The sequence below is a fragment of the Burkholderia sp. BCC1972 genome, from assembly GCF_905339605.1.
Lineage (GTDB): Bacteria > Pseudomonadota > Gammaproteobacteria > Burkholderiales > Burkholderiaceae > Burkholderia.
The window spans coordinates 1-1,206 of record NZ_CAJPGH010000072.1 but is presented as its reverse complement, the minus strand read 5'-3'; the positions used below and the strand labels follow the sequence as shown (position 1 = coordinate 1,206).

General features: G+C 59.0%; 1 protein-coding gene. It reads left to right on the top strand.

The annotated features are described in order from the left end of the window. Positions 1-91: 91 nt before the first annotated feature. Positions 92-1,084, top strand: coding sequence for an IS5 family transposase (locus U5798_RS36830; protein WP_322084873.1), 993 nt, complete (start codon positions 92-94; stop codon positions 1,082-1,084). Positions 1,085-1,206 lie beyond the last annotated feature (122 nt).

Below are 1,206 nucleotides of genomic sequence, written 5' to 3'. Positions count from 1 at the left end.
CTAGGGAAACACTGATTTATCCGGCTCGGCGGTCATCGCCGACGCAGCCGAGGACGTTGTAGAAGATAGTTCACGGAACGAACCGACGACGATGAAACGGCAAATGAGCTTTGCGGAAGCGGAAAGTGCGGGCAAGAAGCGCGTGACTCGGCGTCAGCGTTTCCTGGACGAGATGGAGAAGCTGGTGCCGTGGTCGCGGTTGCTGACGGCAATCGAGCCGTACTACCCGAAAGGAGCTCGCGGGCGCCCGCCGATCGGTCTGGAGCGGATGCTTCGAATCTACTTCCTGCAGCAGTGGTACAGCCTGTCGGACGAAGGGCTGGAGGATGCGCTGTACGACAGCATCGCGATGCGGGCGTTTGCCGGGATCGATTTGGCCGTCGAGAACGTGCCGGACGCGACCACGCTGCTGAAGTTCCGGCGCCTGCTTCTCGAACATGACCTGACGCGCAAGCTGTTCGACGAGATTGGCATCTCGCTGTGCGAACGCGGGCTGATGATGAAGGAAGGCACGCTTGTCGATGCAACGATCATCGAAGCGCCGCCGTCGACCAAGAACGCCGAGAAGTGTCGCGATCCGGACATGCATCAAACGAAGAAAGGCAACGAGTGGTACTTCGGCATGAAGGCGCATATCGGCGTCGATGCCGATTCGGGGCTGGTTCACAGCGTGGTCGGCACATCCGCCAACGTGTCGGATGTTTCGCAAGCACACGCACTGTTGCACGGTCACGAGCAAGAAGCGTTCGGCGACGCGGGCTACATCGGCGTGGACAAGCGCGATGAAATGAAGAGCAAGTCGGTGAAGTGGCGCGTGGCGGCCAAGCGAGCAAAAATCAAGGCGATGCCCGACGGTGCGCAGAAGGATTTGATGATCGCGCTCGAGCGAACCAAGGCGCAAATCCGCGCGCGGGTCGAGCATCCGTTTCATGTCGTCAAGAATCTGTTCCGTCATCGCAAGGTGCGCTACAAGGGGTTGCTCAAGAACACCGCGCAACTGTTCAGCCTGTTCGCCTTGGCGAATCTGGTGATCGCGCGAAACCGGCTGCGCTCGATTCATGGAAGAAGTCCGTCAAGCGTATGAGAAATGCGGGAAATCAAGCGCATCCTCGGGTCAAACTTCTCCGAATAGGTGGCGCTTCGCTTCGGTATTCGGCCATTCGTCGACCACCTCGCGCCATCACCTATTAATCAGTGTTTCCCTAG